The organism is Terrabacter lapilli (assembly GCF_039531305.1).
GTDB lineage: Bacteria > Actinomycetota > Actinomycetes > Actinomycetales > Dermatophilaceae > Terrabacter > Terrabacter lapilli.
Genome location: NZ_BAAAPU010000007.1, coordinates 263,260 through 284,442 on the forward strand (window position 1 = coordinate 263,260; position 21,183 = coordinate 284,442).

The 21,183-nt window shown below is 74.1% G+C and carries 23 protein-coding genes; 11 read left to right on the plus strand and 12 right to left on the minus strand.

Going from position 1 to position 21,183, the window contains the following annotated elements; translation table 11 throughout:
* The first annotated feature begins 28 nt into the window (after nucleotides 1-28).
* Entirely contained in the window at nucleotides 29-928 is a 900-nt protein-coding gene (locus tag ABD241_RS09145) for an SIS domain-containing protein (RefSeq protein ID WP_344060913.1), read from the plus strand.
* Between the two features lie 247 nt (nucleotides 929-1,175).
* On the opposite strand, the gene ABD241_RS09150 is transcribed toward ABD241_RS09145, so the two are convergent.
* From ABD241_RS09150 to ABD241_RS09165, 4 genes are all read right to left on the minus strand, one after another.
* Entirely contained in the window at nucleotides 1,176-2,009 is an 834-nt protein-coding gene (locus ABD241_RS09150; RefSeq protein WP_344060916.1) for a class II fructose-bisphosphate aldolase, read from the minus strand.
* Nucleotides 2,006-2,962 carry a 1-phosphofructokinase family hexose kinase gene (locus ABD241_RS09155; RefSeq protein WP_344060919.1) on the minus strand — a complete coding sequence of 319 codons (957 nt, stop codon included), beginning with the start codon at nucleotides 2,960-2,962 and terminating at the stop codon, nucleotides 2,006-2,008. Before ABD241_RS09155 ends, ABD241_RS09150 begins: the two co-directional genes overlap by 4 nt.
* Nucleotides 2,959-3,864 carry an ROK family protein gene (locus ABD241_RS09160; RefSeq protein WP_344063464.1) on the minus strand — a complete coding sequence of 302 codons (906 nt, stop codon included), beginning with the start codon at nucleotides 3,862-3,864 and terminating at the stop codon, nucleotides 2,959-2,961. The genes ABD241_RS09155 and ABD241_RS09160 overlap by 4 nt, the downstream gene beginning before the upstream one ends.
* A gap of 218 nt (nucleotides 3,865-4,082) precedes the next feature.
* Nucleotides 4,083-4,430, minus strand: coding sequence for an MmcQ/YjbR family DNA-binding protein (locus tag ABD241_RS09165; protein ID WP_344060922.1), 348 nt, complete (start codon nucleotides 4,428-4,430; stop codon nucleotides 4,083-4,085).
* A gap of 209 nt (nucleotides 4,431-4,639) precedes the next feature.
* Between ABD241_RS09165 and ABD241_RS09170 the strand changes: the two genes are divergently transcribed.
* Entirely contained in the window at nucleotides 4,640-5,545 is a 906-nt protein-coding gene (locus tag ABD241_RS09170; protein WP_344060925.1) for a hypothetical protein, read from the plus strand.
* Here ABD241_RS09170 and ABD241_RS09175 read toward each other — a convergent pair.
* Nucleotides 5,470-6,027 (minus strand): GNAT family N-acetyltransferase, encoded by a 558-nt coding sequence (locus tag ABD241_RS09175; RefSeq protein WP_344060928.1) that lies wholly within the window; start codon nucleotides 6,025-6,027, stop codon nucleotides 5,470-5,472. The two genes, ABD241_RS09170 and ABD241_RS09175, sit on opposite strands and share 76 nt — an antisense overlap.
* Before the next feature lie 132 nt (nucleotides 6,028-6,159).
* On the opposite strand from ABD241_RS09175, the gene ABD241_RS09180 reads away from it, so the two are divergent.
* The 3 genes from ABD241_RS09180 (at nucleotide 6,160) to ABD241_RS09190 (ending at nucleotide 8,493) form a co-directional block, all read left to right on the plus strand.
* The gene (locus ABD241_RS09180; RefSeq protein WP_344060931.1) at nucleotides 6,160-7,512 is read left to right on the plus strand and encodes a S53 family peptidase; all 1,353 of its coding nucleotides are present in this window, start codon (nucleotides 6,160-6,162) and stop codon (nucleotides 7,510-7,512) included.
* Between the two features lie 217 nt (nucleotides 7,513-7,729).
* Nucleotides 7,730-8,020: a hypothetical protein gene (locus ABD241_RS09185; protein ID WP_344060935.1), complete on the plus strand. Its 291-nt coding sequence runs from the start codon at nucleotides 7,730-7,732 to the stop codon at nucleotides 8,018-8,020.
* Between the two features lie 62 nt (nucleotides 8,021-8,082).
* Entirely contained in the window at nucleotides 8,083-8,493 is a 411-nt protein-coding gene (locus ABD241_RS09190; protein WP_344060938.1) for a VOC family protein, read from the plus strand.
* Nucleotides 8,494-8,534: 41 nt separating this feature from the next.
* Here the strand turns inward: ABD241_RS09190 and ABD241_RS09195 are convergent, their stop codons facing one another.
* Nucleotides 8,535-9,350: a CPBP family intramembrane glutamic endopeptidase gene (locus ABD241_RS09195; protein ID WP_344060941.1), complete on the minus strand. Its 816-nt coding sequence runs from the start codon at nucleotides 9,348-9,350 to the stop codon at nucleotides 8,535-8,537.
* A 146-nt stretch (nucleotides 9,351-9,496) separates the two neighbouring features.
* Complete coding sequence (locus tag ABD241_RS09200) at nucleotides 9,497-10,024, minus strand: mycothiol transferase (protein ID WP_344060944.1); 528 nt, start codon at nucleotides 10,022-10,024, stop codon at nucleotides 9,497-9,499.
* 182 nt (nucleotides 10,025-10,206) lie between these two features.
* Here ABD241_RS09200 and ABD241_RS09205 point away from each other — a divergent pair, with 182 nt between their 5' ends.
* Nucleotides 10,207-11,622: an FAD-binding oxidoreductase gene (locus tag ABD241_RS09205; RefSeq protein WP_344060947.1), complete on the plus strand. Its 1,416-nt coding sequence runs from the start codon at nucleotides 10,207-10,209 to the stop codon at nucleotides 11,620-11,622.
* A gap of 84 nt (nucleotides 11,623-11,706) precedes the next feature.
* On the opposite strand, the gene ABD241_RS09210 is transcribed toward ABD241_RS09205, so the two are convergent.
* Together ABD241_RS09210 and ABD241_RS09215 are read right to left on the minus strand one after the other, a co-directional pair.
* Complete coding sequence (locus ABD241_RS09210) at nucleotides 11,707-13,146, minus strand: adenylate/guanylate cyclase domain-containing protein (protein WP_344060950.1); 1,440 nt, start codon at nucleotides 13,144-13,146, stop codon at nucleotides 11,707-11,709.
* Nucleotides 13,139-14,980, minus strand: coding sequence for an NAD(P)/FAD-dependent oxidoreductase (locus ABD241_RS09215; RefSeq protein ID WP_344060953.1), 1,842 nt, complete (start codon nucleotides 14,978-14,980; stop codon nucleotides 13,139-13,141). Before ABD241_RS09215 ends, ABD241_RS09210 begins: the two co-directional genes overlap by 8 nt.
* Before the next feature lie 127 nt (nucleotides 14,981-15,107).
* Between ABD241_RS09215 and ABD241_RS09220 the strand changes: the two genes are divergently transcribed.
* The 3 genes from ABD241_RS09220 to ABD241_RS09230 all read left to right on the plus strand — a co-directional run bounded on the left by ABD241_RS09220 (nucleotide 15,108) and on the right by ABD241_RS09230 (nucleotide 17,436).
* Nucleotides 15,108-16,340, plus strand: a complete 1,233-nt coding sequence (locus tag ABD241_RS09220; RefSeq protein ID WP_344060956.1) for a cysteine desulfurase-like protein — start codon at nucleotides 15,108-15,110, stop codon at nucleotides 16,338-16,340.
* On the plus strand, nucleotides 16,337-16,834 hold the full coding sequence (locus ABD241_RS09225; protein ID WP_344060959.1) for a DUF427 domain-containing protein: 498 nt from the start codon (nucleotides 16,337-16,339) through the stop codon (nucleotides 16,832-16,834). The genes ABD241_RS09220 and ABD241_RS09225 overlap by 4 nt, the downstream gene beginning before the upstream one ends.
* Before the next feature lie 113 nt (nucleotides 16,835-16,947).
* On the plus strand, nucleotides 16,948-17,436 hold the full coding sequence (locus tag ABD241_RS09230; protein ID WP_344060962.1) for a DUF1269 domain-containing protein: 489 nt from the start codon (nucleotides 16,948-16,950) through the stop codon (nucleotides 17,434-17,436).
* A gap of 6 nt (nucleotides 17,437-17,442) precedes the next feature.
* Here ABD241_RS09230 and ABD241_RS09235 read toward each other — a convergent pair whose 3' ends face one another.
* Together ABD241_RS09235 and ABD241_RS09240 are read right to left on the minus strand one after the other, a co-directional pair.
* A complete protein-coding gene (locus ABD241_RS09235; RefSeq protein WP_344060965.1) occupies nucleotides 17,443-17,937 on the minus strand; it encodes a metallophosphoesterase family protein in 495 nt (164 codons plus the stop codon).
* Nucleotides 17,934-18,458 (minus strand): EVE domain-containing protein, encoded by a 525-nt coding sequence (locus tag ABD241_RS09240; RefSeq protein ID WP_344060968.1) that lies wholly within the window; start codon nucleotides 18,456-18,458, stop codon nucleotides 17,934-17,936. Before ABD241_RS09240 ends, ABD241_RS09235 begins: the two co-directional genes overlap by 4 nt.
* 221 nt (nucleotides 18,459-18,679) lie before the next feature.
* Between ABD241_RS09240 and ABD241_RS09245 the strand changes: the two genes are divergently transcribed.
* Nucleotides 18,680-19,627 (plus strand): 2-dehydropantoate 2-reductase, encoded by a 948-nt coding sequence (locus tag ABD241_RS09245; protein WP_344060971.1) that lies wholly within the window; start codon nucleotides 18,680-18,682, stop codon nucleotides 19,625-19,627.
* Between the two features lie 53 nt (nucleotides 19,628-19,680).
* On the plus strand, nucleotides 19,681-20,388 hold the full coding sequence (locus ABD241_RS09250) for a M50 family metallopeptidase (protein ID WP_344060974.1): 708 nt from the start codon (nucleotides 19,681-19,683) through the stop codon (nucleotides 20,386-20,388).
* A 123-nt stretch (nucleotides 20,389-20,511) separates the two neighbouring features.
* On the opposite strand, the gene ABD241_RS09255 is transcribed toward ABD241_RS09250, so the two are convergent.
* On the minus strand, nucleotides 20,512-21,162 hold the full coding sequence (locus ABD241_RS09255) for an LON peptidase substrate-binding domain-containing protein (protein ID WP_344060977.1): 651 nt from the start codon (nucleotides 21,160-21,162) through the stop codon (nucleotides 20,512-20,514).
* Nucleotides 21,163-21,183: the final 21 nt, after the last annotated feature.

The following is a 21,183-nucleotide window of genomic DNA, read 5'->3' on the forward strand; positions in this document are numbered from 1 at the left end:
GGTGTCACGGCCTGACCCCGGAGAGTCCATGTCGCAGAGCACGCACCTCGCCCGAGAGATCGCCACGCAGGCCGACGACTGGGAGCGCGTCGTCGGCCGCCTCGGCGACGTCGCCGCGCACCTCCCGCACCCCGGCGAGCGCGTCGCGACCATCGGCTGCGGCACGTCGTGGTTCATGGGCCAGGCGTATGCCGCCCGCCGCGAGGAGCTCGGGCAGGGCCCCACCGACGCGTATGCCGCCTCCGAGCACCACCTCGCGCGAGGCTACGACCGCGTCGTCCTCATCAGCCGCTCCGGCACGACAACCGAGGTCATGGAGGTGCTCGACGGCCTGCGATCGGCCGGGACGCCGCACGTCTCGATCGTCGCGACGGCCGGCACTCCCATCGCCGAGCAGTCCGACGCCACCATCCTGCTCGACGACGTCGACGAGCAGAGCGTCGTGCAGACCCGCTTCGCCACCTCCACCCTCGCCCTGCTGCGCGCCTCCCTCGGTGAGGACCTCGCACCCGTGGCCGAGCAGGCCCGCGCGGTGCTCGCGGAGGCCGGCGACACGGCATACGGCCCCCTCGTGGACGCCGAGCAGGTCACCTTCCTCGGCCGCGGGTGGTCCAACGGCATCGCCAACGAGGCGGCGCTCAAGCTGCGCGAGTCGGCGCAGTTCTGGTCGGAGTCCTACCCGGCGATGGAGTACCGCCACGGCCCGATCAGCATCGCGGCGCCCGGCCGGGTCGTGTGGGCGTTCGGCGAGGTGCCCGAGGGGCTGCGCGAGCAGGTGGAGGCGACCGGCGCGCGCTTCGAGCACCGCGACATCGACCCGCTCGCCGACCTCGTGCGGCTGCACCGGCTGTGCCTGGCCAAGGCCGACGCCGCGGGCCTGGACCCCGACGCCCCGCGCAACCTCACCCGCAGCATCGTCCTCACCTGACCCGACCCGACCCCACCTGACCCGACCCGCCTCTCCACCGTCGAGAGGCCACGTGTGGCCGCCCCTCCACCGTCGAGAGGCCACGTGTGGCCGCCCCTCCACCGTCGAGAGGCCACGTGTGGCCGCCCCTCCACCGTCGAGAGGCCACGTCTGGTCGACGGCCTGACCTGGCCACTCGATCGGTGTGAAGCGGCCGTACGTGGCCTTTCGACGGTTGCCTAGCGGCCGTTCGTGGCCTTTCGACGGGTCAGCGGAGCGCGAGGAGCTGCATCAGCCTGGCGGCCTCGTCGGTGACGGCGTCGCGGGCCGCGCCGAGGTACTTGCGGGTGTCGACGGTCGGCGCGGCCTCGAGCCGCGCGGTCAGCGCCCGGGTGAACACCTGGTTGAGGTGCGTCGCGATGTTGACCTTCGTCATCCCGGCGCGGACCGCCGCGACGAGCCCGTCGTCGGGCACGCCGGAGGAACCGTGCAGGACCAGCGGCACCGGCACCGAGTCGTGCAGTGCCGCAATGAGATCCGTGTCGAGCTCGGCCGTCCGGTCGGTCATCGCGTGGCTGCTGCCGACGGCGACCGCGAGCGCGTCCACGCCCGTGTCCGCGACGAACCGCGCCGCGTCGGCAGGGTCGGTGCGCACCCCCGGTGCATGGACGCCGTCCTTGCCGCCGACCTCTCCGAGCTCGGCCTCGACGCTGACCCCCGCGGTCCGGCACAGCTCGACGACGTGCCTTGTCACGGACCGGTTCTCGTCGTCGGCCAGGGTCGAGCCGTCGAACATCACCGAGGTCATCCCGAGCCGGACCGCCTCCTCCACGAGCGCGACGTCCTCGGCGTGGTCCAGGTGGACGACGACGGGCTGGGAGCACGCGTCTGCGATCGCGAGCGTCGCCGCCGCGATCGGCGCGAGCGAGCCGTGGTAGCGCACGCAGTTCTCCGAGATCTGCATGACGACAGGCAGGTTCACGCGTTCGGCCGCGGCGGCATACGCCTCCGCATGCTCGAGCTGGATGACGTTGAAGGCCGCGACGGCCCGCCCGGCAGCCGCTGCCTCGGCGAGGACGGTCGTCAGGGGTGAGCGGCTCACAGGTGGATCTCCTCGATCTCGACGGTGGGGAAGAGGCGGTCGACGTCGGCGGGATCGACCGCCCCCGCGACGGGCTGCAGGACCGCGGCGGCCGACCATGCGACGCCCCGACGCAGGGCGGCTGCCCAGGCGTCGCGCCCCGCCGGCAGGTCGCCCGTCTCGTGCAGGTCGTCCGCGAGCGCGGCGGTGAGCGCATCACCGGCGCCGGTCGGGTTGCCCGAGAGCGGACGCGGCAGCCGGGCCCGCAGCGCCACGTCGCCGTGCACGAGAACGAGCCCGTCGGTGCCGTCGCTGACGACCGCCGCGCCCGCGCCGGCAGCCACGAGGGCGCGGGCCGCCTCGGGCACCGAGGGGACGTCCGCGCGCCCCAGGCTGCTGAGCGACACGGCGGCCTCGAGGCGGTTCGGCTTGACGAGGTCCGGGCCGGCCGCGAGGGCGCGGGTCAGGTGCACGCCGCTGACGTCGAGGACGACCCGCAGTCCGGCGTCGTGGGCCAGCAGGGTGAGCCGCCGGGCGAGGTCGGGATCGGTGCCCGGCGGGAAGCTGCCCGAGACGGTCAGCACGGACGCCTCGGGCGCGAGCGCGGTGATCTCGTCGCAGAGCCGCTCCCAGACCCGCCTGGACTCCGGGACCCCGACCTCGTTGAAGAGCGTCGCGCGCCCGCCGGCCTCCACGACCGCGACGGACCGCCGGGTCGGGCACGGCGAGGACACGAGCCGGTGCGCGACCCGTCGCGCGTCGAGCTCGTGCCGGAAGAGGTCGAGGTCCGGCTCGCCGACCGGGGCGACGGCCACCGCAGGGCGGCCCATCGTCGTCAGCACCGATGCCACGTTCAGGCCCTTGCCGCCGGCTCGCTCGGTGACCGAGCTGACGCGGTGGGACTCCCCGAGCGCGACGGACGGGACGGCATACGTCAGGTCGAGCGCCGGGTTGGGCGTGACGGTGATGATCATCGGCCCACGAGGTCCAGGGCGATGGTGGCGGCGCCGAGGGAGCCGGCGCGGTCGCCCAGGGCCGCGGCCTCGACGGCCACGTCGGCGCGCCGGCCCAGCCGTGCCCGCAGCGCCGCCCGCAGCGGCTCGAAGAGGGTGTCACCAGCGCGGGCCAGCCCGCCGCCGACGAGGACGAGCTCGGTCCCGGCCGCGGCCACCACCGGCGCGACCACCGACGCCAGCGCGTCGACGGCCTCCTGCCAGACGCGACACGCCTCCGGCTCGCCGCCAGCGGCTCTGCGGGCCACCTCCTCGGCGTCGCCGACGAGTCCCGTGGCCTGCGACCACCGGCGGCCGATCGCCCCGGCGCTGGCCAGCGCCTCGAGGCAGCCGCGCTCCCCGCAGCCGCAGAGCGGGCCGTCGGGCACGACGACGACGTGGCCGATCTCGCCGGTCCACCGCGACCCGGTGACGAGCCGGCCACGGCTCAGCATCGCGCCGGCGAGACCGGTCCCGAGGGGGACGAAGAGCACGTTGTCGGCCTCGCGCGCGGCGCCGAGGCGGTGCTCGGCGAGCAGACCGGCGCGCACGTCGTGGCCGACGGCGACGGGCACCTCGACGTGGGCGGCGACGCTGCCGCGTAGGTCGAGGTCGGTCCAGCCGAGGTTGGCCGACCAGACGCCGATGCCGTTCACGTCGTCGACCAGTCCCGGGACCACGAGGCCGACGGCGAGCACGCGGACGGGGCCGCCGGCCTTGCGCGTCAGCTCGGTCAGCGCCTCGGACGCCACCTGGCCGAGCCGGTCGCCGACGGACTGGGGCGTGGGGTGCACGGTCTCCGCGAGGACCTGGCCCTCGGGGGTCACGAGGGTGGCCTTGACCCGGGTGCCGCCCACGTCGATCCCGACCACTGCCTCGCGCATCACGGTGCGCAGTCTATGAGCACTCGTGCGCGGATCTGCACCTGAACGCGCAGCTTTGGACACGACCGCCGTGACGTCACCCGCTCAGGATGCCAGCCAGAGAGACGGCTGCCCGTTCCCGGCATCCTGCTCCGTATCGGGGAGCAGGTTCCGAGTCCGCCGGGACCCGCTGGCCGTCACCGGCGGTAGAGCCACTCGATCTGAGCGGACCGGACGGCTCAGCCGTCGGCGGTGTGGGCGAGCGCGACGGTCCTGGGCACGACGAGCCGCCAGGCGTCGAGAACGATCTCACGCATCCGTGCCTCGTCGAGCGCGGCGAGCCGCACCTCCACCCAGTTGAAGCGAAGGTCGGACCGGCGCGGCATGAGGAAGACGTCGGGCTCGCTCGCGACGAGCACCTGGCGCTCCTCCCTGGGAAACGCGAAGCCCATCTGCGTCTCGTCCGCGGAGAAGGCCAGCCACACGATCCTGCCGACGCGGAACTTGACCCGGTCGCGGACGAGCACCTCGTAGGAGCGGGGCAGCTGCTCGGCCACGCGGCGCACGTCCTCGATGGTCACGGGCACCCCTCGAGCGTGCCACGTGCGGCGAGCCGACGCACCGTCCGAGGGCCCTGTGTTCGAGACCGTGTGCCGTCCCACGACCGCACCCGCCACCCGGGGAACCCCTTCCGCGGACGGGTGCGACGGCATACCCTGCCTCCGTCGCGACCCCGACGGCAGCCGGCCGGGCGGGCTGAAACGTCGACTCCACGCCACGACAAAGGAGACGACGTATGCCGTCACAGCCGACCCAGCCCACCGCCCCCGGCTCCCCCCAGCCCACCACCGCAGCCACCGTCCCGCAGCGCCTGCTCGCCTTCCTCGACCGGCTCGGTGCCGAGCTCGACCGTCGCGGTGACGCCGTGGCGCTGCTCGGTCTCGGCTCGGTCGGGCGCGACCTGCACCGCCTCGACGAGCACTCCGACGCCGACTTCTTCGTGGTCGTCGACGACGCGGCCGCGCGCGACCGCTACCTCGCCGACCTCGACTGGCTCGAGGCGGCGCAGCCGGTCGTCTGGTCGTTCGAGAACAGCGCCGCGGGGCGCAAGGCCCTGCTCGAGGAGGGGCTCTTCGCCGAGTACGCCGTCTTCTCGCTCGCCGAGCTCGAGACCGCCGGCTACCCCCCGGGCCGGGTGCTCTGGAGCCGGGCCGACGCGCCAGCCGGTCTCGAGATCCCGAAGGTGCCTGTCCCGCAACCCGACTCGCTCGAGCACCAGGTCGGCGAGGCGATCACCAACCTCTACGTCGGGCTGCACCGCGACCTGCGCGGCGAGCGCCTCACCGCGACCCGGTTCATCCAGGGGTATGCGGTCGACCGCTGGGTCACCGTGCTCGGCCACCTGGGGCTCGCCCGAGGAGCCCAGCAGGACGTCTTCGTCATCGACCGCGGCGTCGAGCGCCGGTTCGACCCGGCGCTGCTGCCGCTCGCGGACCTCGTCCCCGGCTACGAGCGCAACGCGCACGCGGCGGCCACGCTGCTGCGGCTGCTCGAGGCGCACGTCGACCTGGACCCGGCGATCACCGCGGCGGTGCGCGAGCTCATCGACCGCGCCGGCGCGGCCGCTCAGTCGCGCTCGGGCTCCGACCCACGCTCGAGCGCCGACGCACGTTCGGGCGCGGGCTCCAGCTCGAGGACGTAGACAAGGAGCTTCAGGTCGCGGACCGGCGACCAGTCGCGCTCGGGGGCGCGCCGGAAGCCGAACCGCTCGTAGATCGCGTGGGCGGTGTGCATCGAGGCCTGCGTGGACAGCACGACCCGGTTGCGCCCCAGGGCCCGGGCGCGCTCGATGCACTCGCGGACCAGCGCGGTCCCGATGCCGCGGCCACGGCCGGCGGGGGCGACGGCCAGCATGCGGAACTCCGCCTCCCCCTCGCGGGCGATGTCCGCGAACGGACCCGGGCCCTCGACGAACGCGACCCCACCGAGGACGGTGCCGTCGGCGTCCACGGCGACGAGGACGTCGGTGTGCGCGGCGCGGTGGGCGACGTCGCGCAGCACCTCGAGGTAGGGGTCCTCGGCGCCGAAGTCCAGCAGCCCGTCGTCGAGGTAGGCCGCCGCGGTCAGCTCGCCGAGCCGCTCGTGGTCCTGCGGGAGCGCCGCGCGGATGGTGAAGCCGTCCATGACCGCAGTCTCGCAGCCGGGGCGGGCTGTCATGGTTCGGGCAGGTTGTTCCCAGCCGGTTGGCATACGTGCCACCTACTTTCCGTGACAACTCAGGCCAGTCGGTCACGAGGGTCAGGGAAAAGGGGACTCATGCGCAATCGGACTCGGCGCACGCGTACGTACGTGGGGGCGGCCCTCGCCTCGGCGGCGCTCGCACTCGGCACCACGTTGGCCGCCGGCTCGGCCGCGACGGCCGCCGGGACGGACAACAGCGACATCGTCTACACCGTCCACCCGCACGCGTTGCAGTACTCGACCGGCAGCCAGGTCGGCGCGCTGCCCACCCCGTCGCAGTGCGTCGCCCGCATCGGCCTCGCCTGCTACACGCCGGCGCTGATCCGCAAGGCCTACGACATCCCCGACGGCTGGACCGGCAAGGGGCAGCGCATCGTCATCGTCGACGCGTACGGCAGCCCGACGGTGCGCCAGGACCTCGACGTCTTCAGCCAGACGTTCGGCCTGCCCAAGGCGAGCCTCAACGTCTACTACCCCGGCGGCAAGCCGCAGACGAGCGCCGCCCACCAGGGCCAGCCGCTCGGCTGGGCCGGCGAGACGAGCCTCGACGTGCAGTGGGCCCACGCCATCGCGCCCGACGCGACGATCAACCTCGTCGTCGCGCCCAACAACTACGGCAACGCCCTCAACGTCGCGGTGCGCTACGCCGTCGACCACGACCTCGGCGACGTCATGTCGATGAGCTACGGCTCCGACGAGGCCGCGATCAAGGGCGCCGGCAACAACCTGCAGCTCCAGCAGTCGCACGCCGACTTCGAGGCCGCGGCGACCAAGGGCATCTCGGTGTTCGCCTCCTCCGGGGACGACGGCGCCTCCAACGGCGGCCCGCGCCTCGCGGCCGGCTACCCGGCGTCCGACCCGCTCGTGACGGCGGTCGGTGGCACGAACCTCTTCGCGAGCGACACCGGCGCCTACCAGGGCGAGACCGTCTGGGGCGACCAGGCGTCCTGCGCCCAGCACCAGCCGTTCGGCTGCACCCTCGGCCCGATCGGCGCGACGGGCGGCGCTCCGAGCGCGATCTTCGCGGCGCCCTCCTACCAGGCCGGCGTCACCGGCAGCGCGATGCGCACGACCTCCGACGTCTCCTACAACGCCTCGGTCTACACGTCGGTGTTCGTCTACGTCGGCTTCAACGCCAAGGCCTCCGACAACGGCTTCTACTTCTACGGCGGCACGAGCTCGGGGTCGCCGCAGTGGGCCGCGATCGGGGCGCTCGCCGACCAGCAGGCGGGCCACCGCCTCGGCCAGCTCAACCCGGCGCTCTACGCGATCGGCACGGGGGCGACGCACGCGCTCGCCTTCCACGACGTGACCTCGGGCAACAACGCCTGGGACGGCCCGGGCTTCGACGCCCGCGCCGGCTACGACGACCCGACGGGCCTCGGCTCCCCGGACGTCGCGGGCCTCGTGGGGCAGCTCGTCCACTGACCCCTTCCGTATGCCGTGTCGTGGCCACCCAGCACTCAGCTGGGTGGCCACGCCGCTGCCCGGGACCCGGTCCGGTCCGGTTCCGGCCTCGCCGCTGCGGTCAGCGGGATGCATACAGGAAGAATGTCCGTTTTGGACCACGGATTGTGTCGATCTTGCGGTTTTCTTGTCGTTTCGCGCGCCTGCTTCTTGCGTGGGCCCCGGCACAGTTCCTGTCATGAACCCGGTGATCCTCGACGGAGCGTCCTCACTTCTGGCGGCGTGGCCCCTCGCGATCGTCGCGCTCGTCATCGCCTGGCTCGTCGGTGCAGCGTTCGTCCGGGCCGGCCGTCCGGCCCGCGGCGCACAGACCTCGGCGCGCGGCGAGAGCAGCCCCAGCCGCACCTGCCGCTCGGCGGGCCACCACTACCTCAAGGGCGCGGCCGGCTGGCACTGCTCGCACTGCGGCGACGAGATCGGCCACGAGGCCCGGGCGCCGCAGGGCGTACGCGAGGTCGCCGGCGTCTGACGCCCGGGGCGATGGCCCGCTGAGGGCGCCTTCCCGCGCCGGCTGCCCTAGCATCCGGAACCATGACGGCACTGACGCCCTACCTGCACCTGCCCGGAACCGCCCGCGAGGCCCTGGCCTTCTACGGGAACGTCTTCGGCGCGGAGGTGCACGTCCACACGCTGGCCGAGTTCAACCGAACCGACGGACCTGCCGACGCGATCGCCCACGGCTACCTCTCCGGAGGCCCGGTGACCCTGTTCGCCTCCGACGCGACGGGCGACGACTCTGCCCTCAACTGCGAGGGCATCATGCTCTCGCTGCTCGGCACCGCCGACCCCGGCACGTTGCGCGCCTGGTTCTCGGCCCTCTCCGAGGGCGGTCGCGTCGTGGACGACCTGCAGCAGCGGCCGTGGGGAGCCTCTGACGGACAGGTGGTCGACCGCTACGGGCTGCACTGGCTCATCGGCTTCGAGGCCGACGAGACCGCCTGACCCGACCGCGGGGCCCGGCCGGCCGCGTCGAGGGCTGAGGCTCAGGCGGCGAGGCGCCAGGCGAGGACGCCGAAGAGGACGCCCAGCGCGTTCGTGGCCCAGTGCATGCCGACGCTGGCGAAGAGGCTGCCGCTGCGGCGGCGCAGCTCGCCGGCGACGACCCCGCCGAGAGCCGTGAACGCCACGGTGCCGGCGATGACGGCGGCCTTCGCGAACGGGCCGAGCCCCGCGACGACCGAACCGATCGCCGCGTTGCCGCTGGCCGAGGCCATCGCGGGGAGGACGTGCCACAGGCCGAAGAGGACGGATGATCCGGCGAGGACCTGCCACATGCGCGCGTGCCGGGACAGGAACCCCCACAGCACCGAGCGGAAGGCGACCTCCTCGAGCAGCACCGTCCCGAGCGGGATCATGACGAACGCCGTGAGCAGCGCGCCGGCCGGCGGCAGGTGGTAGCGCGCGTCGAGGAACGCCGTGCGCGTCGCGGGCAGCAGGATGCCCAGGAGGTAGACGGACGCGACGACGGCGATGACCCCGAGACCCCACCGTATGCCGCGGGCGTGGGTGTGCCGGGCGAGGCCGAGCTGGTGCCAGGTGAGGCCCTGCGAGCGGGCGAAGAGCAGCAGGGCGACGGCGCCGAGCGGACCGAGCCACATCGTGTTCCAGCCCAGCACGTGGTCGGCGACGTTGACGCCGGCGAGGGCGAAGACGACCGTCACCGTGGACGCGAGGCGCGCACGGCGGCCCCGGTCGATGAGGGCCAGGCGGCGGCGACGCGTGTGGTCGTGGGAGGGCAAGACGGCGCCGTCGGTCGGGGACGCGACGGCGGACTGGGTGCTCACGACGGTTGCGCTCATTGCCTCCAGTTTCGCACGGCGACCTGTGCGCCGGCGTGCTTCGAAGGCCGGTGAGACCACGGCCGCCCCATCCACCACAGGCGCCCCAGCGGCATACGGCAGGTCCCGGCCAGCGGGCGCGCCGGATGGTGCCCGAGGGCGGCCGGTCAGCGGCGCCGCTCGACGAGGCCGCGGACGTACTCGGCCTGGCCCAGGTGCTTGGCCGCGTCGTCGAGGACCGACACGAGGCGGATCCCGACGGTCACGGGCGGGTCCCACCGCGGGTCGATGACCCGCGCGTAGCCCTCGGCGTCGAGGCGCTCGATGAGCGCGGCGGTGCGGTCGTGCACGTCGCCGTGGTACTCGGCGAAGAGGCCGGGGTCGGCGACGGTGAAGCTGCCGACCTCCTCCGAGCTCATGCTCCAGCCGTGCGCGTCGGGCGGGTAGGGCAGGCCGAACCGGTCGACCCACCCGTCGGCCAGCCACGCCGACTCCTCGGTGGCCAGGTGCGCCACCTGGTCGTCCTGCTGGCGCGCGAGGTGCCACACGAGCCAGGCGATGTGGTTGGCGTCGGCGTCCGGGCGCCAGAGCAGCTCGTCGACGGAGAGCCCGTCGACCACCTCCGGCACACCGTCGCGGATGCGCCCGAACGCGTCGAGCATGAGGTCCCGGGCAGCTGTCGTCTCGTCGTCCACCCACCCAGCATGCCGCCGCACGCCCCGCCGCGGGGCCGGCGAGCGTCGCCTTCTCGAGCCTGCCGCACCACCACCGGGCGGGACCAAACGGACCTTTCGCCCGGCGTGTATCTGCAGCGCGTGCCTGCGCTCTGAACAGCCGGCGCCCACACCCGGGCCGCAGACGAACGAGGAGAGACAGCATGACGACCACCCTCACCCCCACCGCCCGACGAGCCGCGAGCCTCGCCGGACTCTGCGACGGTGCGGTCCACCTGCCCGGCGACCCCGGCTACGACGCGGCGCGGATGCCGTGGAACGTCGCCCTCGACCAGCGCCCGGCAGCCGTCGCCCTGCCGCGCACGGCCTCCGAGGTGCAGGACGTCGTCCGCGCCGCCGCAGCGGCGGACCTCCGGGTCGCGCCGCAGAGCACCGGCCACAACGCCGGCCCGCTCGTCGCCCGCGGCCTCGACGACGTCGTCCTGGTGCGCACCGAACGCATGCGGGGAGTGACCATCGGCCCCGACCGCCGGATCGCGCGCGTCGAGGGCGGCGCCCTCTGGATCGACGCGACCGAGCCCGCCGCCGACCACGGGCTGGCCGCCCTGCACGGCAGCTCGCCCGACGTGGGCATCGCCGGCTACAGCCTCGGCGGCGGCATCGGCTGGTACGCCCGGCAGCTCGGCCTCGCGGCCAACAGCCTGACGGCCGTCGAGCTCGTCACCGCCGACGGCGAGCACGTGCGCGCCGACGCGACCGAGAACGTCGAGCTCTTCTGGGCGCTGCGCGGCGGTGGCGGCAGCTTCGGCGTCGTCACGGCGCTCGAGTTCCGGCTCTACCCGATCGAGACGGCGTATGCCGGCATGCTCGTCTGGGACCGCTGCGAGGCCGAGCGCGTGCTGCGTCGCTGGGCCGACTGGGCGCCCGAGGCGCCGGATGTCGTCACGACGGCGTTCCGGTTCCTCGACGTGCCCCCGCTGCCGGCTGTCCCCGAGCCGCTGCGCGGCCGGTCGCTCGTCGTCATCGACGGCGCCGTCCTCGGCTCGGACGACGAGGCGCGCTCGATCCTCGGGCTGCTGCGCGGCCTGCGCCCGGAGATCGACACGTTCGGCCGCGTGCCCGCCCGGTCGTTGACCCGGCTCCACCTGGACCCGGAGGGCCCGACGCCCGCCGTCTCGGACGGCACGCTGCTCGGCGAGCTCGGCGACGTCACCATCGACACGCTCCTCGAGCAGGTCGGTCCCGGGTCGAGCTCGTCGCTCCTGTCGACCGAGCTGCGCCAGCTCGGTGGTGCCCTCGGCCGGGCCCCCGAGGGCCACGGTGCCCTCGCGACGATCGACGCGGCATACGCCGTCTTCGCCGTTGCCATCGCGGCGACGCCGGAGCTGGCGGTGCGGGGGCAGCACGACGCCCACCGGCTCACCGGCTCGCTCGAGCCGTGGTCGACCGGCCGCAGCTACCTCAACTTCGCCGAGAACGCCGTCGACCCGCGCACGGGCTACGACGAGCTGACCTGGGTGCAGCTGAAGGGCATCCGGTCGGCGTACGACCCGGACGACCGGTTCCTGGCCAACCACCGCGTGCCGCGCCTCTTCGAGGACGGCAAGGTCACGGACTGAGCCACGGACTTACCACCACGGGCCGCGCGCCCGCCCGGACAGGGGGCTGTCGGGCGGGCGCGCTCGTGCGTCAGCGCTCGTCCCTCAGGTCGCGGACGTGTGGTCCGGAAGCGACACGAGGACGAAGGCCTCGACGGGCTCGTCCTTGCCCTTGAGCTCCAGCGGGCCGAGCGGCTCCGTGACCGCCCCCGGCAGGCCCTCGAGCGTGCTGGCGGTGACGGCCACGCGCCCGACGGGCGCCTGGCCCTCGATGCGGGAGGCGACGTTGACGGCGTCACCGATGACCGTGGCCGTGCGTCCGCCCTCGCTGCCGAGCACGCTGACCACCACCTCACCGGTGTTGACGCCCACCCGGAACCGCGGCCAACCGGGGTGCGCGTCGGCGATCCGGGACGTCTCGACCTGCAGGTCCAGGCCGGCCAGCGCGGCGCGGCGCGCATGGTCCGGCTGGTCACCCAACCGGTTGAAGGTCGCCATGATGGCGTCGCCGATGAGCCGGTCGACGGTCCCCCCGTGGCTCTTGACCACCGCCGGGATCGCCACGGTGAAGTACGCGTTGAGCATCTCGGTCACGACGGCCGCGTCGTGCGTCTCCGAGAAGGTGGTGAAGCCCTTGAGGTCGGCGAAGAGGATCGACATCTCGCGACGACCGGCGAGGGTGTCGGCGGTGTAGAGGCCGGCCCACCGCTCCTCGTGCCACGACTGCTGGGCGCCCCAGGCCACGAGGGCGAAGGCAGCGAGCAGGAGCAGGTGCCACTCCCACCACGACAGGTGCCAGTTCGGGGCGACCGCGACGGCCACCATCGCCTCGGCCAGCAGCGCCATGGCGGAGGCCATCGCCGCCGGCAGCAGGCCACCGCGCCGCCACCAGAGCCGCGCGTACGTCACCGTCGTCACCGCGTAGAGGACGACGGCGACCACCGCCGCGGCGACCAGCGGTCCGGAGCCCCGCTCCGGACCCACACCGACGTCGAACGGCGGCAGGCGGAGCAGCGAGGCGACGCCCCAGGCGGCCATGACGACGAGGAGCGCCGACCGCAGCCGGCGCGCCCGGCGCATCTCGGCCGCCGCCTCGTCCGCGGCGACCTCACGGACCGACGCGACGGCGAACAGCGAGCCGAGCGCGATGCCAGTCGGAGTCGACACGTTGAACCCGACGGACGGGCTGTCGAGGAGCACGTGCGGCGTGGCGAGGGCATGCAGGCCCAGGAAACCCGCGGCCGAGAGGAAGGCGAGCGAGACGTACATGACGCGGACGTCCCCGCGCCGGACCGCCGCTGCCCCCGTGCCGTATGCCGTCACCGCGCTGAGCAGCGCGGCGCCGAAGACGATCCAGAAGTGGGTCGTGTCGTGCTGCCACTGCCGGTCGAGGCCGCTCGAGGCCCGGAGCACCACGAGACCGGCGAGCGGCAGCACGAGCACGGCGGCTCCCACCGCGAGGCGCCCCCTGGCCCCCGACCGGGCGTGGCTGACCGGCGGCGCCGGGGTGCGCTCGGCTGGTTCGGCGGGAGGTTGCTCAGCCACGGCGACCGGCGGCTCCCGTGCTCGACGTGCTCGACGCGCTCGGCGCGTTCTCCGCTCCCGCGCCGTCCGGGGGCTCCGGAGGGCGCGACGGTTCCGAGCGGCCCGACGGTTCCGAGCGGCGTCCGGCGTCGAGGAGGGCGAGGTACTGGTGGACCTCGGACAGCACGACCGACCCCTCACCGACGGCCGAGGCGACCCGCTTGACCGACCCGGCCCGCACGTCGCCGACCGCGAACAGGCCGGGCACCGACGTCTCGTGGGCGCCCGGGGGCCGCTCGAGGGCCCAGGAGCCGGTCTCGCGAAGGTCGGCGCCGGTGACGAGGAACCCCCACCGGTCGCGGACGACGGCCGCCGGGAGCCACGAGGTGTGCGGCTCGGCCCCGATCATGACGAAGAGGCCGTCGGCCGGCAGCGCGCGCCGCTCGCCCGTCGTCCGGTCGGCGATGACCACCTCGGACAGCCACCCGTCGCCACCCCCGCCGACCACGTCGGCGTTGCCGACGACGGAGATGGTGTCGGAGGCCTCGATCTCGTCGATGAGGTAGCGCGACATCGTCGCGGACAGGTCGGGGGTGCGGATGACGATGGTCACGTCCGCGGCATACCGCCGCAGGTGCAGGGCCGCCTGCCCGGCCGAGTTGCCGCCGCCGACGATGACGGTGTGCGCGCCGGTCAGGCCGTGCGCGACCGAGACGTTCGCCCCGTAGTAGACGCCGGAGCCGGTCAGGGCCTCCAGCGAGGGAACGCCGAGCCGGCGGTAGGCCACGCCGGTGGCGAGCAGCACGGCGCGGGCGCGTACCTGCCCGACGTCGGAGACCGTCACGACGAAGCCGTCGCCCTGCCCGAGCGGCTCGATCGCGGTGACCCGACGGGTCAGGACGAACCTCGCCCCGAAGACCCACGCCTGCTGGAAGCCCCGCTGGGCCAGTTCGGCGCCGGAGAGCCCCCGCGAGAAGCCGAGGTAGTTGCGGATGAGCGAGCTCGTGCCGGCCTGCCCACCGAGCGCCAGCTCCTCGACGCAGAGCACCGACAGGCCCTCGGAGGAGCCGTAGACGGCGGCCGCCAGGCCGGCGGGTCCGGCGCCGACGACGACCAGGTCGACCTCGCGCACCTCGGCCCCGTCCGGTCCGGTGAGGTCGGTGCCGATGCCCCACGCCTGGCAGATCTCGACGTCGGTCGGGTCGAGCAGCACCCGTCCGCCGAGCGCGGCGAGCCAGATGACGAGGGGCCCGTCCCGGTCGGTGGGTGCCGGCGCCGCCACCGACTCGAGGACCGCCACCGCCTCCGGCGTCCCGCGGTCGAGGTAGGCGTGCGGTATGCCGTTGCGCGTCAGCAGGGTGCGGACGGCGTGCCCGCGGGGGTCGCGGGCCGCGCCGACGACCACGACCTCGCGCCGCCGGTTCTCGACCGTGCGCGACCAGGCCTGGACGAACTCCGAGACCGTGCGGCAGAACAGCTCGTCCGGGGAGGTCCACGGCTCCAGCACGTAGTAGTCGATGTCGCCCATCGACATGCCGCGCAGGATGGCCTCCGCGGTGCGGCCGTCGGCCCACGCGCCCCAGGGCACGAGGAAGGCCCGGGCGGCGTCCGGGTGCAGGGTGCGCACCGAGCGGAGCAGCTCGGCACCGGTGAGCCCCGGCAGCCACGGGTCGGCAAGGACCAGCGCGACGGGGTCGCGGCGGGTCGCGGCGAGCTCGAGCTGCTGCAGGGCGACGGTGCTGTCGGACTCACCGCGGACCCGGAAGTCGGCGCCGAACCGACGCGCCAGCTCCGCCTCCGTACGGGCGAGGGCGTCCAGGTCGGGATCGACGACGAGCAGGAGAGGGCGGGTCATGGTCACTCCTCGCAGTGGGGTGCGGAAGCACATCGGTACGACCACCCCTCCCGTCGACGGTAGGCCGGTCGACCGCTCGCCGGGTGCCGAACGGTCGAACCGGCCGCCCCTCGGTCAAGATGGAGCCATGGCACACCTCGGCTCCTCCTCCTACGACGTCGACCGCATCCGCTGGCACTTCCCGGCACTGCGGGAGGGCGCGGCGCACTTCGACGGCCCCGGCGGGTCCCAGGTCCCCGACACGGTCGCGACGGCCGTCGTCGAGACGCTGACCTCGGCAATCTCCAACCGCGGCGCCGTGACCCCGGCCGAGCGCCGGGCCGACCGCGTCGTCGTCGAGGCGCGCGCGGCCATGGCCGACCTGCTGAACGTCGACCCTGCCGGGATCGTCTTCGGGCGCTCGGCCACCGAGCTCACCTTCCACCTCGCCCGCACGCTCGCCAAGGACTGGGCGCCCGGCGACGAGGTCGTCGTCAGCCGCCTCGACCACGACGCCAACGTCCGACCCTGGGTGCTGGCCGCCGAGGCGACCGGCGCCATGGTCCGCTGGGTCGACTTCGACCCGGCGACCGGTGAGCTCCCACCGGACGCCGTAGAGGCGGTCGTTGGCGAGCGCACCCGGCTCGTGGCCGTCACCGCCGCGTCCAACCTCATCGGCACCCGCCCGGACATCCCGGCCATCGCCGACGTCGTTCACGCCGCCGGGGCGCTGCTGTGGGTCGACGGCGTGCACGCGACCGCGCACGTGCTCACCGACGTGCCGGCGAGCGGCGCCGACTTCTGGGTCTGCTCGCCCTACAAGTTCCTCGGACCGCACCACGGCGTGCTCGCAGCCTCACCGTCGCTCCTCGAGACGCTGCACCCGGACAAGCTGCTGCCCTCCTCCGACGCGGTCCCCGAGCGGTTCGAGCTGGGCACCCTGCCCTACGAGCTGCTCGCCGGCACGACCGCCGCGGTCGACTTCCTCGCCGACCTGGCCCTCACCGACCCGACCCATCCCCGGCGCGAGCGCCTCGTCACCTCCTTCGCGGCGCTCGAGGAGCACGAGGACGCCCTGCTGGCCACGCTGGAGGAGCGGCTGCGCGCGATCCCCGGCCTGACGGCATACTCCAACGCGAAGCGGCGCACCCCGACGCTGCTCGTGACCGTGGAGGGCCACGACCCGCAGGAGCTGCGGGCGGGACTGGCCGAGCGGGGCGTCAACGCGCCCGCCGGCCACTTCTACGCGTGGGAGTGCAGCCACCACCTCGGCCTCGGCGCCACCGGTGGCCTGCGGATGGGGCTCGCGCCCTACACGAACGCCGACGACATCGAGCGTCTGGCGAGCGGGCTCGAGGAGATCTGCGGGGTGCGCCGGTGAGCCGCCCGGTGCCGCTCCCGGCGGGGCCGGGGCAGGAGTCCGTGTGGGACTACCCCCGCCCGCCGGCCGTCGACCCCAGTGACGAGCTCGTCGAGGTCCACCTCGGCGGCGAGGTCGTGGCGCGCACCCGGTCCTCGCTGCGCGTCCTCGAGACCAGCCACCCACCGACCTACTACCTGCCGCTCGACGCCTTCGTCGACGGGGCGCTCGTGCCCGTCGAGGGCAGCACGGTGTGCGAGTGGAAGGGACGCGCCGCGTACTTCGACGTCGTCGGCGGTGGGCGGCGCGCCACCCGGGCGGCGTGGACCTACCCCGACCCGGTGCCGACGTATGCCGTCCTGGCCGGTCACGTCGCCGTCATGCCGGGGCTCGTGGACGCGTGCTTCGTCGACGGTGAGCGGGTGCGGCCGCAGGACGGCGGCTTCTACGGCGGGTGGATCACCGATCGGGTCGTCGGGCCCTTCAAGGGCGGCCCCGGCTCCTGGGGCTGGTGAGCGGCTCCGCAAACCTCACCCCGCGAGGGGGACGATCAGCGGGTTCGTCCGGAGCAGGGTGAAGGCGTGGGCACACGGCCGACCGGCCGGTGGCGAGCGCAGAGGAGCATGACATGGCCGCCTTCACAGTGTGGAAGTTCGACGACCCGGACGGAGCCGCCCAGGCCGAGCACGTGCTCAAGCAGTGCGAGGCCGAGGGGATCATCAAGATCATCGACCACGCGGTCGTGACGTGGCCCGAGGGCCAGGACCGGCCCAAGACCACCCACGGCAACGAGGAGAAGTGGCGGGGCACCGGCTGGGGGGCCCTGTGGGGAGTGCTGGCCGGTGCGCTCTTCCTCGTCCCCGTCGTCGGCGGCGTCGTCGGCGCCTCGATCGGCGCGATCAGCAAGATGACCCAGGACGCCGGGATCAGCAAGGAGCAGCTGACGACGATCCGCAAGGAGGTCACGCCGGGCACCTCGGCCCTCTTCGTGGTCACCGAGCAGGGCGACCTCGACCGGGTCGGCGAGCGCTTCCACTGGATGCACAGCAAGCTCATCGCGACCAACCTCACGGAGGGCGAGCGCGAGATCCTCATGGAGACCTTCGGCGGTCGGTGACCGCCGTCAGGTGGGCAGCTGCTGGATGCGCGCGTCGGCGAGCCTGCCGTCGTGCAGGTCGAGCACGGCATACGTGCCGGCCGGCTGGCGGCGGCGGTCCGTGGGTGAGCCGGGGTTGAGGATGCGCACGCCGTCGCCCGTCTCGTCGAGCGGGATGTGCGAGTGACCGAAGACGACGAGGTCGGCGGTCGGGAAGCGGCGCCGAAGCCGTGCCGTGCGCCCTTCGCGCTGCCCGCTGTCGTGGATCATGCCGACGCGGACGCCCTCGAGGGTCAGCTCGAGCGTCTCGGGCGCGCCCCACTCGGCGACCTCGGGCACGTCGTTGTTGCCCATGACCGCGTGCACCGGCGCGAAGGTCGCGAGGAGCTCGAGCACGTCGGGCGTGCAGACGTCTCCGGCGTGCAGGACGACGTCCGCGGCCTCGAGCTGCGGCAGCAGCGCCGGCGGGCAGCCCTTCCAGCGCCGCGGGCTGTGGGTGTCCGACAGCACGAGCACCCTCATGGGCGGCCCTCGTCGACCGCGTCGCCCTGCGGCGGCCCGGGCCACGGCGGCAGCAGCGGGCGCAGGTCGTCCAGCTCCGCGCGACTGACGAACGACGGGTTGGCCATGAACGGCTGGCGCTGCACCTCCAAGGCGTCGATCCCGGCCGCGCGCAGCTCGTCGTCGGTCACCGGCTCGTCGAGCAGCCGCACGTCCACCTCGACGCGGGCGCGGACGGCGTGCGAGGCCGACGCGCTGCGCCACCGCCCCTGCTCCGTCTCTGCCCACGGCTCCACCTCGGACGTCGCGTGCCCGAGCCCCCAGATGCCGCGCTGCAGGCCCTGCCTGCTGCCGCCCGACACCCAGAAGAGCACCGGGTCTCCGGCCGCGACGAGCCGCGCGCGGTAGCCGGGCTGCACGGCCCACGACGTGAGCCGGTCCTGCCCAGAGGCGAGAAGGCCGGGCAGGTCCCACAGGGCGGGGTTGCACTTGAGCAGCCAGGCGCCGAGACGTCCCCGCTCGACGGCTCGCTGCTTGGCCACGCCGGTCCTCCTGCTCGCTGGTGTCGTTCGCGCTCGTACGTCTCCCTACCCGTATGCGTCCACAAGGCTCAGCCGGAGCGGCGCCGAGTGGGTTCGGGCGACGCCACCCGAAGGCCGCTCGCCGGCGCGATGATGGGGTGAACAGGCCTCGCGCTGGGGTGGCTGTGGTCGGCGGCCGTCGCACCACCGGCGTCAGGGCAGGAGCGACGAGGAGGCACGCCATGCGCATCGCAGTGCTCGGCACGGGAGGGATCGGCGGCTACTTCGGCGGGCGGCTCGCGGCGTCCGGGCACGACGTCACGTTCCTGGCGCGCGGCCCCCACCTGGAGGCCATCCGCGACCATGGGCTGGTCGTCACCAGCGTGGCCGGCGACTTCACGGTCCGGCCCGCGCAGGTCACCGACGACCTCGCCTCGATCGGCCAGGTCGACGCGGTGCTGCTGGCGGTCAAGACGTGGCAGCTGCCGCCGGTGCTCGAGAAGCTGCCCGCCCTCGTCGGGCCGCACACGGGCGTCATCACGGTGCAGAACGGGGTCGAGGCACCCGACCAGACGGCGGCCGCAGTGGGACGCTCGGCCGTGCTCCCCGGCATCGCCAAGATCTTCGCCTACATCGAGGCACCCGGCCGGGTGACCCACGCCGGTGGGCCCGCCTCACTCGTCTTCGACGAGTGGGCGCCGGCGTCCGGTGCCAGCGCGGGCGTCCCGTCCGAGCGGGTGGCACGGCTCCGGGAGGCGGTGACGGCGTCGGGGGCGGCGTCTCCCGGCCCGGACGACATCTGGGCCGAGCTCTGGTCGAAGATGCTCTTCGTCGTCCCCTTCGGCAGCCTCGGCGCCGCGCTCGACGCGACGATCGGGCAGCTGCGTTCCAAGCCGTCGAGCCGGATCCTGCTCGAGGACGCGATGCGCGAGGTCGAGGCGCTGGCCCGGGCACGCGGCATACGGCTGCCTCCGCGGGTGGTCGAGGGCACGATGGCCTTCGTCGACGACCAGCCGGCCGACGCGACCACCTCGCTCCAGCGCGACCTCCTCGAGGGCCGGCCGTCCGAGCTCGACGCGTGGACGGGCGCGGTCGTCCGGCTCGCCGGCGAGGTCGGCGTCGACGTGCCGCTGCACCGGCTGCTGCTCGAGGTGCTGACCTCCCGCCACCCCGTCCCACCGCCTGGCTGAGGCCTCCACGGGGGACGCGCGCGGCACAGGCGGGTCGGCTAGGTTCTGCGTCCGTGCAGTGGTTCGAGGCGGTCCGCGACCGCGTGGTCCCGGCAGCCGGCGACGTCGCGCTCACGTCGCCGCGGCTGGTGCTGGTCCTCGCCGTCGCGCTGGTGCTCGTGGCCGTCCGGCCGTTGTGGCGGGTCGTGCGCCTCACGGTCACCCTCGTGCACGAGCTCGGCCACGCCGTCGTCGGCATCCTCGTCGGGCGGCAGTTCACCGGCTTCGCGCTGCGCGGGGACATGTCCGGGCACGCCGTGACGCGCGGTCGTCCGCGTGGCCCCGGCCGCATCGCGTCGACGTGGTCCGGCTACCCGATGCCGGCGCTGCTCGGCGCCCTCATGGTCTGGGCTGCCGGACGCGGCTGGGCCGCCCCCGTGCTGACCGTCGGTCTCGGCGTCCTGCTGTTCGCCTTCGTGCGCGTGCGCTCGGTGCTCACGGCCCTGGTCATGGTCGCGGCGATCGCCGGGTCGGCGGCGCTGTGGTGGTGGCGCGACGACGCCCTGCAGACGCAGGTGCTCGTCGGCCTCGGCGTGGTCCTCGTCGTGGGGGCGTGGCGCCACCTCGGGGCGGTGCTCCGCGACCACAGCCGCAGCAGCGACCCCGCAGTCCTCGCCGCGCTCACGCCCGTGCCGCGGGCGCTGTGGAACCTCTCCTACGTCGTGGTCTGCGCGCTCGCCACGTGGGTCGTCACCGCCGAGGTCGTCGCCACCCTGCGCTGACCCCGCCGCGGGACGGATGACGGGACCTCGCGGTCGGGGACACCCCGACTCGTGCTCAGCTCGAGGCCCCGACGCGCCGACGTCCCGTCAACCGTCCCGACCCGAGGCCGTATGCCGCCCGGCTCAGTTGAGGTTGAAGGGTGGCGCCGAGGGCGGGGCGACGGCACCGAGCGCCGACGCGAACTCGCGCTCACGCTTCACGAGCGAGAGGGCCAGGCGCAGGCGCGACTCGGTGTCGCGGCTCGAGAGGAGGCGCTGGCGGTCGGCCACGTCGAGGCTCACGGTGTCCGGCACGGCATACGCCAGGGCGCGGTCGTCGTCGGGCAGCTCCGGCTCCTCGTCGGTCACCGCCGCGAACGCCACCAGCTCGGCACGCAGACGGGCGGCGAGCTCGCGGACAGTCACCGGGTCGCCGTCGGGCTCGGTGAGCCAGGTGATGTTCGCGGTCGTGTAGGGAGTACCGGCCGACTCGTCGATCGAGTCGACCCGGAAGCGGTCGATCCCCTCGGAGACGACGAGGAAGCGCTCACCCTCGAGGGCCGCGGCCTGCGTGACCAGGGCTCCGCAGCCGATCGAGTGCAGGGCAAGGACGCCGTCCTCGCCGACCTCGAAGCCCTCGCGGATCGCCACGACGCCGAAGACCGGCGAGCGCTCGTCCTGCCCTTCGATGAGGTCGTGGAGCAGCTGTACGTAGCGCGGCTCGAAGATCTGCAGCGGCAGCCGCGCACCGGGCATGAGCACGGTGCCGAGCGGGAAGAGTGGCAGGGTCGCCATCCACCTAGCGTAGGCGGCGGT